The sequence below is a fragment of the Corynebacterium tuscaniense genome, from assembly GCF_008693065.1.
Lineage (GTDB): Bacteria > Actinomycetota > Actinomycetes > Mycobacteriales > Mycobacteriaceae > Corynebacterium > Corynebacterium tuscaniense.
In genome coordinates this window covers 1-8,639 of record NZ_VXKH01000063.1, presented here as the reverse complement: position 1 = coordinate 8,639, position 8,639 = coordinate 1, and the positions used below count along the sequence as shown (strand labels likewise).

The window sequence follows — 8,639 nt, the reverse complement described above, 5'->3', positions numbered from 1 at the left end:
CCGCGATCGCAGTGCGCATCGCGTCGGTGGAACTGCCGTATGCCGCGACCATCGTGTGCTGCGCGTGAACCAGGTGCGCGCGACGCGGATCAAGCAGCACGATGCGCGCGCTCTCCCGCGGGAGTGCCGCGACCTGCACAAAGACCGTCTCAATGAGCGTTGACTTGCCACAACCCGCTTCACCAATAGCCACGAGGTGCTGCGCGTCCAGGTTGATCGGGCCAAGATCGCGTCCGCCACGTCCGAGCAGAATGCTTCCCGATGTCTCCCCGAACCGCACGAACCTCGGCAACACCTTCAACCTTGGCACAGAGGCCTGGTCCGCGGACTGCGCTGCAACATGCGCGATGTCTTCTTTTGAGGTGAACGCGACGAGCATGCTTTGTCCCTGCGGGGTGATGCCGCGGCCGGACAAGGTTGGAAGTTTTTCTTGTGCCTTGCGGTCGATGACAGAATCCATCGGCTCGGTGAGCTTGAACTCAAAGCGTGTGCCCACCAGGTCGCGCACATTCGGGCGGATCGCGTTCCACCGCTGAGTGGTGAGCACGAGGTGAACGCCGGCGGCGGGACCGTCTGAAGCGATGCGCGCTAGAGCATCACGGAGGTCTTCCAGCTTGGAATCGGGCGCAGTGAGCGAATGCCAACCGTCGATGACTAAAACGGTGTGGGCAGGCGAGTTGTCCGTGCTCGGGTTATCCGAGCGAGGATTGTCAATGAAACCTTCCACCTCATCGATGATCCGGCGGACTCTTTCCTCATCGGTGCGTTCAGCCACGCCGGCGACATGGGGCAGTGCTTCAAGCGCTTCGTGTTCGCCCCTACCAGCGTCGATGATGTAGAAGCCGATCTGTCTCGTGGTGTGCGTGGCTGCCATCGCAGTGACTAGGGTGCGCACCGCCATCGACTTACCGGTCTGCGGGCCACCCGCGATGGCCACGTGACCACCGGCTGCACTGAGATCACAGGTGAAGGGGTCTTGGCGTTGGCGGTAGGGGTCATCCACAAGCCCAATGCTCGCCGCAAGCTCCCCCGCCGGTTCGCACACATCAGGTAGATTCACCCGCGGCGGCAATGGTGGCAGCCAGATTTTCCGTGCCTGCTCCCCGCGCAGATCAGCGGCGGCCCGGGCAGCGCTGACAACCGCATCGAGCAGCGTTGTCGAAGTATCTGCGGACATTTCCGGAGCTACATCTGCCTCCCACCCGGTGAAAACCCGCACACCCGTCGGTGCCGCGACGCTATTTATACGTCGCATCAGTGGGCCAGAGACGTAAGCAGCTTTGAATCGCGTGACCTCACTCGACGCAGTTTTGAGATAGCCGGAACCGGGGTCTGCCGGCAGCTCGTACGCATCCGGAACCCCCAGCACCTGGCGTGATTCCGCCGCAGAGAACGTGCGCAAACCAATCCGGTAGGACAGGTGTGAATCAAGTCCCCGCAGCTTCCCTTCCTCAAGGCGCTGCGAAGCGAGCAGAAGATGCACACCTAGGGAACGGCCCAACCGGCCCACCGCAACAAACAACTCCGCGAAATCCGGATGCTGCCCCAGCAGTTCAGAGAACTCATCCACCACGATGAGCAGCGCCGGCAGTGGTTCCAGGTCAGGGCGCGCACCCTTGCGCGCGGCGTTGTAGTCACTAGCATTAGCAAAGTTACCGGCCGCGCGCAGTAGCTCCTGACGCCGATTCATCTCACCAGAGATCGCATCAAACATGCGCTCCACCAGCACCGCCTCATCCTCGAGGTTGGTGATCACAGCGGAGGTGTGCGGCAGCCCCTCACACCCCAAGAACGTGGCACCACCTTTGAAATCCACGAGGACAAAATTCAACTCATTCGGTGAATGCGTGGCCGCCAGTGCTGCAACAAGGCTTCTTAAGAGTTCCGATTTGCCGGAGCCCGTCGCTCCAATGCACAACCCATGCGGCCCCATCCCGCCATGAGCAGACTCCTTCAAGTCAAGATAGACCGGTGCACCACTCTTCCCAGGACCTTCAGTGCCGATGGGCACCATGAGTTTCAGTCGCGTCCCTTCCCGGCCCGGCCACATTGTCGTCGGCGTGAGGGATTCCACATCCTCCAAGCCGAGCAACTCCATCAGGTCGCCGCTCCCACTGCCGGTGGTGGAGTCGGGTCGCCGATAGAAAGCAAGGTTGCGAGCAATGAATTCGGCGGCGGGGTTCGGAAAATCGTCGATAAGCCCGAGCTTTTCTTTGCCAGCAGCCGTGAGCGCGTGCAGCTCACCATCACACACAAGGTGCAGCGCATCGTCCTGGATGAGCGAGGTCTCCCCATCATGAACTGCGATAACGCAGTTGTGTGATGCCGCAATTGCCTCCGGCGACCCCGCCTCCACCACGGCTACAGTGAACTCCGCGGACTCCGGATCTTTGGTGTGTGGCAGCCACTTTGCCCACTCACAGCCCTCCGCCGTGATGTGCAGTCCCACCAACTCTGGCCCATGGAAAAATGCCAACTGTGTGATGATGGACCGCGCCACATTCCTCGCATCCGGCCCAGTCAACGTTACCGCGGGAAAGGCCTCAAGCTGCACCACAACCGGCACCTGCGGGACAACACTGACTGCCGCGATCGTGCGCCGCAAACTCACCGCACACACCGGATCAAGGTCTTCGGGTGAGCCGGGATCTGGGACATCAATAGGAGTACTCATCCGCGTCATCCCCGTGCCCACCCGCACTTCCAGCGAACGCGGATGATCCTGGCTGCGCTCCCACACACGCTCCGCCGGAACCCCATTGACAAGTGCTTTCGGATGAGGATGAAAGTACTCGACGTGCTCGCGTTGCTGCGCACCGTTCTCCCGCGCACGCGCGGCTAACGCGTCCAGGTGGCGCAGGTACACCCGGCGCGACTCATCAATATCCCCCGCTTTCTCCGGTGGATTAAGCATGGTCAAAAGACCCATGACCATCATGAGGGGAAACACCATCATCATCGGGCTTACGCCACGACCGGACAGCGCCATGATGACCACCATCGCGCCAATCGCCGCAACCATGACGATAGGCATGATCACCTTCATCAGCGGCTCCGGTGGCCGCCGCACCGCGAGTGGCACGGCTTCCGCGTCGAGCTTCCCCGTAGGCATCGGTGGCGCAGCATCAAGTGCGTATTCTGCCTGCTCCCCCGCTTGCACAACGCGGACTGGATCACTGTCAAGCCCAAGCATAAAGTTCCCCCTTGCGAAAAAGATCCCCCCGGATCTTCTGAGAACTAGAAGACCACACCTCTGGCGAAAATGCCAGTGCTTCAACCAAAAATTTTTCTACCTCGGTGCGCGTGTCCCCGGTGTGATGTACATTTGGGCCACTGGTTTGTAGGTTTTTGGGTTTCGTGCCTGCGCGCACGGGGGTGCGCCGGCACGAACAGTAACAGGGGGGATTTATATGACTGCACCGTCGCTGCAGCCAACAACATCAACATCGCAGGTAGTGCGCGTATCTATCCGCGCAAATGCGAATGAGTTTGCGCGGTCAATTGATCTTTCCGTACCCACGTCATCCTCATTCAGCGACATTTTGCCGGAGATCGCCCGGCTCATTGATCTGCCACAGATCAATCGTCCGTGGGAATTCAGCACAGCGGCGGGTGCCCCGCTTGATCCGCACACAGCGCTGATGCACATGCGGCTGCGCGACGGCGTGGTTCTCACGCTGCGCCCGCATGAACCGGTTGTCCCTCCAGTCGTGCGCGATGCTGCTGAATCGCTCGCCGCTGACTCCGCACGATCCACGCCACGTGGCGGCATTGACCTGCTTTTTTCGTTGACGGGTGCGGTGGGCGCTGGGTTGTTGGTAGGCACGTTCATCAACCAGTTTGCTGGTGCCGGGATCACAGCATTGCTACTACTCACAGTGGCCATCGTGGCGCGCTCCCGAGTGCTGTTTCCCATCGCCGCCACCGTCGCGGGGCTGGGCTGTGGTGCGTGGGTCGCTGACTTAAGCAGCGGGCCCGCGTCGCTGCATCCGCTCTCACCTGCCGTGGCGCTTGGAGCGCTGTCCGCCATTGCTGTCACGTGTGTTCTACTTACCGGTGGTTCTGCGTTGCGGCTTGTCAGCCCTCGCTGCGGTGCCGGCCTGGTCACTGCCAGTTGCCTGGTGGCTGCTGGTTCGCTGGGTGCCTGGTTGCCATCGCCGTATGCTCCCGCCGCGCTCATCATTCTTGCGGGGCTCGCCGCAGTGATGGGCACACCCGCCGCTGCCACCCGAGCTGCTGGCCTGCGCATTCCACGTGTCCCTACCGCGGGCCAAGAGTTCTCCATCGCGGACGATTACCAGGAGGATGTGGACCAACGCACGCAGGTGGCACGTCACGTCGCCGACGGCATCAGCATCGGCGTTGCCGTCTGCACGGTGCCCGCACTCATCCTGCTCGCCTTCGCCACCACCGCATGGGTCTGTGCACTCGGTATCACGCTTGCCGGCGCGCTCCTCGTCCACGCCTCCCGCCATCACTCCAGCGCACCGCGACTCAGTCTCGGCCTCACCGCCGCTGTTGCTGCAGGCAGTGCCATTCTCACCGTGTCGCTTATCGACGCTCCCCATCCCACCCTCATCGCCCTCACCATCCTCCTCACCATCTCCTGCGCCTCCGCCGCAGTCTGGGCCCGGCGCATTCCCGAACTGGAACCCACCACCCTGGTATGGATTGAGCGCGCTGAGGCCGCTGCCATCATCGGGGTGATCCCCGTGGCGGTGTATCTCACCGGAATCTTCGACCTGATCCGGGGGCTGTGAGGATGCGACGCACTGCTCATGCCATAGGTGTGTCTGCCCTGCTATTCGGCTGCCTCGTCCACCTGCCGGCTGTGGCTCAGGCTCAGGACATCGCCTGTGCGGTGGCCGCCCCTGCTGCGGATGGCCCCGAGGGGGCCTATGACGCTGAGGAGCTGGCAGAGCTTCGTCGATTAGCAACCGGCGCCGGCGTCAAAGTCGCCGTCATCGACACCGGAGTGGCCAGAAACCCCCAGCTTGACCAGCTCGTCCCCGGTGCAGATTTTGTCACCCCGGATGACCCGCAACCGTTTTTGGACTGCGATGTCCACGGCACCGTCGTCGCCGGCATCATCGCCGGAACGCAAGTAGGCATCGCCCCCGACGCGGAAATCCTGGCCATTCGGCAATCCTCCGCGCACTACCGTGCGCCACGGGAGCCGGGGGTAGACGCTGCCGAATTCGCCGCCGCGGGAACCGTGGAAACCCTGTCCCAAGCCATCCTTAGTGCCCTGGATGAAGGCGCGCAAGTGATCAACATATCCGTCGTGTCGTGCTTGGAACCGTCCGTGGCACCACGCGTGGATACCCGGGGGCTGGTCGCGGCATTGAACCGCGCGGAACAGGAGGGCGCGATCGTCGTCGCCGCCGCGGGCAACGCCAACCCGGACTGCCCGCCCGGATCCATGGTTTTTCCTGCCCACTTTCCCACGGTGCTTGCCGTCGGTGCCCGCGCCGATTCCCACACCCTGACGGACTATTCACTCCCCGTCCCCAAAGAACACCTGCTCCTGTCCGCCCCGGGGCGCCCCGCCATCGCCTTGTCTCCTGGTTCCGGTGTGTGGGCGGCTGGCATTGCCGCTGACCGCGGTGCCGTCAAACCGTTCGAGGGCACCAGTTTCGCCGCACCAGTGGTGAGCGGAACCGCCGCTTTGCTCAAGCAGCGCTACCCGGATGCTTCCGCCGCACGGATCCGTGGCATCATCGCCGCAGCCGCTGAACCGTCCGGCGGTGCCGTGGACCCGTTGCACACTTTAACCTTCCTGGGAGCCACGAACCCCGCGCACTCGGAAACCGATCCACTGGTACTCACCCCAGAGGTGAAAGCCCATTCACCAGCACCCCTGCGGGCCGGCATCATCGTGGGTGTCCTGACGGTGGCAGGCCTACTGGTCACTGCGGTGGCATCAGCTTTTAGTAGGTCGCGGTCAGCGCGGCTTCCCGGTTCAACTCCGGGCCCGCGGGCAGCAGGCGGATAATCGCCCACGGAACATTTTCTGTGTGGGCTGCCCCGATGACAGACAAAAGTTCCTGGTTGCTTACCTCATGGCGTTGCCCTTGCGCGGAGATAACGTGATAGCCGGCACCCGTGTCCACGGCCACAGCCCCGGCGTCCAAGCCACGGAACCGCGCCGCGGGCGCATCCCCGGATAGCTCCACTGCCCCACCCGCATCGTGGGGTGCAGCCGTAGCCACACGGCCGGTCTCCGTGGCACACACCTCGGCGCCACCAAGCTCCAGCCACTGTGGTGCTTCCTCCGGGATGTCCAGTGGCATCGGCGGATTCGCGTCCGGGTAGGCGGCAATGGCTGAAGCAGTGGTTTTACTCACCTTCGCGCCAGCTTCCCCCAGCACCTCCCGCTGCGTGGGCGTCACCTGCTGGATACCCCCGTGAGGGGTAAGTATCCACGCTTCTGTCTCCGTCTCCAGCACCTCCGGTAGCGGGTTCGGCAACCGGACAGGGGGCAGTTCCCCCATCGCGTTGAGCACACCGTCCGCCTCGCCGACATCCCACCGTGGTGTCGAGGCGTCAATCCCAAGCGTACGGCGCAGAACCCGGGAAGCTGGATCACTGGCAGCAGGCAGTTTTGCCCGGCCGGCTGTGGTGAGGAGCCACTCTTCGCCGCCATAAAGCGCAACGATTCCTTGCCCAGCGTTGAGCTCCTTCACCGGAGTACCTGCTGTGACGGTGATACCTCTTACATTGCGGCCGGTACCCACACATACGGACCACACCTCATCCTCGCTGTCCGCTGGCGCAAACATCGCTGGTGCTGTTGGCAGGCCGACAGGCACGCCACGAGGCATGGCAGCCAAACGTTCATCACCAATTCGCTGTGGTTCCTCCGGCACACCGGCGATGAGGCGAGCCGAGGTCAGGTTCGTCACCGGGTGGACGGTCTCCCCGACGCGGACGTACAGCGCACCATCCGTCGCCCGTAAGATCGCCGCGGTTCCTGGGTCCGGGTTCGGGCGCAGCCAGGCAAATAAACCACATCCAGCAGCGATGAGCGCCACAGCGATTACTCCAAGTATCGCTGATCGGCGCCGCGACGCCAGCGGGTCATGGATCATTCGGATGTCTCCGTAGATCAGGCCATGTTCCACACGCCGCCGCATGAAACGGTGGCCAGAGACCTGCGATCGTGTGGTAGGAAGCAGCCTTTGCGCCCCCGATTGTTTGTTGTTGTCCGTGCCCACCGGCACATCCCCCCTAGTGGTCTTCATCCCCCAACGCGCACCCACCCCTGTGCGGGCGCGCGACTGCTCTCAAAGTCTAGGGTGCTCCAGGCGGTGCCACAACTGTTTGCAGGCCCCAGCGTTCGCGCGCGTGCGCCTCGGTTTGATTATCGCAACAGCACCAGTGGCGCGACCTGGGCTTTTAGAAACCACAACTGGCGATAGTCAAACCGCTAATTATCAGAACCAGGTGCGCGGGAGGCAACCTCCGATGCTTCCCGACGGTCCCGGGTCACCACAGCACGCGCCGCCAATTCATCGTCCGCTGGGTAGTCCACGCGGGCCAAGGTGAGGCCGCGGGCGGGGGCGAGGCGGATGTGGGGGGAGCGGGCGTCGATAAGCAAAAGGCCTTGAACCCAGTCAGCGGGTTGTTGCCCTGCACCCACGTCGAGACAGCTAGCCACCAGCGCGCGCACCATGTGCCAGCAGAAAGCGTCCGCCGTGACCGTGGCCTCGTAGATCTCCGGTTCCTCATCCGTGGACACGTCCTCCCAGGTAAACGAGTGGACATCGCGGATCGTCGTCGCATGTGGGCGCGGCTTACAAAACGCCGCGAAGTCGTGAAGGCCCACCAACGTGGTCGCGGCCTGTTGCACCGCATCAAGATCCACCTTCTTCGGCCACACCGCAGTATCGCGCACGCGCAACGGCAACGCGCCCGGCTCCGCCGTGGTCACGCGGTAACGGTACGTGCGGCTCAGCGCCGAAAAACGCGCGTCAAAGCCTTCCGGGGCCTCCGTCACGCGGAGCACCCGCACATCAGGGTCCAGCAACTTTGCTAATCGACGCACCAACCGCCCCGCATCCCCCTCAATCGAACGCTGCTCCAGGCTCGCGCGGGGGACATCCGCATGCGCGACCTGCCCGGTGGCATGCACTCCAGCATCCGTGCGCCCCGCAACGGTGAGTTCAACTGGATAGCGCAGAACAAGGCTCAGCGCATCCTCGAGAACCCCCTGGACAGTGCGAATCTCCTGACCATCGGCTGGTTTCTGGCGCGCCCAGCCGTGAAACTCCGTCCCGTCATATGCGATATCGAACCGGAGCCGCACCATCTCGCCTGCCTGCTCCGAGGGCAAACCAGGCTCTTGACCACCTGCAGATGCATCTGTCCCTGCGTTCATGGCTTCCACCATAAAGCCCCCGGTTAGTCGCGTTTGAAATCGCCTGATAAACCTGCAGGTCACGTGTTGACTATGTGGCTTATGTGTTTAGGAATCCATACGCGACTAACCAACCCGCAAAGCCCCAGGAATCCCCGGCGGATTCTAGCGTTCGTTGCAACGTTTCCTAGGTTCCGGTCAATCCTAGTAGTTCGGCCATGCGTTCTGCTGGGGTGTCGTAGTCCAGGGTCTTTCGCGGTCGATTGTTGAGTTTCAGGGC

The 8,639-nt window shown here is 62.9% G+C and carries 5 protein-coding genes; 2 read left to right on the top strand and 3 right to left on the bottom strand.

Annotated elements, in window-relative coordinates:
• Positions 1 to 3,193, bottom strand: a 3,193-nt coding sequence (eccCa, locus tag F4V54_RS09225; protein WP_150386943.1) for a type VII secretion protein EccCa, incomplete at its 3' end; no start/stop codon positions are given.
• Positions 3,194 to 3,410: 217 nt separating this feature from the next.
• On the opposite strand from eccCa, the gene eccD reads away from it, so the two are divergent.
• Positions 3,411 to 4,760, top strand: coding sequence for a type VII secretion integral membrane protein EccD (gene eccD, locus F4V54_RS09220; RefSeq protein WP_150386942.1), 1,350 nt, complete (start codon positions 3,411 to 3,413; stop codon positions 4,758 to 4,760).
• 2 nt (positions 4,761 to 4,762) lie between these two features.
• Positions 4,763 to 5,995: a S8 family serine peptidase gene (locus F4V54_RS09215; RefSeq protein ID WP_150386941.1), complete on the top strand. Its 1,233-nt coding sequence runs from the start codon at positions 4,763 to 4,765 to the stop codon at positions 5,993 to 5,995.
• On the opposite strand, the gene eccB is transcribed toward F4V54_RS09215, so the two are convergent.
• Together eccB and truA are read right to left on the bottom strand one after the other, a co-directional pair.
• Positions 5,931 to 7,244 carry a type VII secretion protein EccB gene (gene eccB, locus F4V54_RS09210; protein WP_150386940.1) on the bottom strand — a complete coding sequence of 438 codons (1,314 nt, stop codon included), beginning with the start codon at positions 7,242 to 7,244 and terminating at the stop codon, positions 5,931 to 5,933. The two genes, F4V54_RS09215 and eccB, sit on opposite strands and share 65 nt — an antisense overlap.
• Before the next feature lie 185 nt (positions 7,245 to 7,429).
• Entirely contained in the window at positions 7,430 to 8,380 is a 951-nt protein-coding gene (gene truA / locus F4V54_RS09205) for a tRNA pseudouridine(38-40) synthase TruA (RefSeq protein WP_150386939.1), read from the bottom strand.
• Between the last annotated feature and the right edge of the window lie 259 nt (positions 8,381 to 8,639).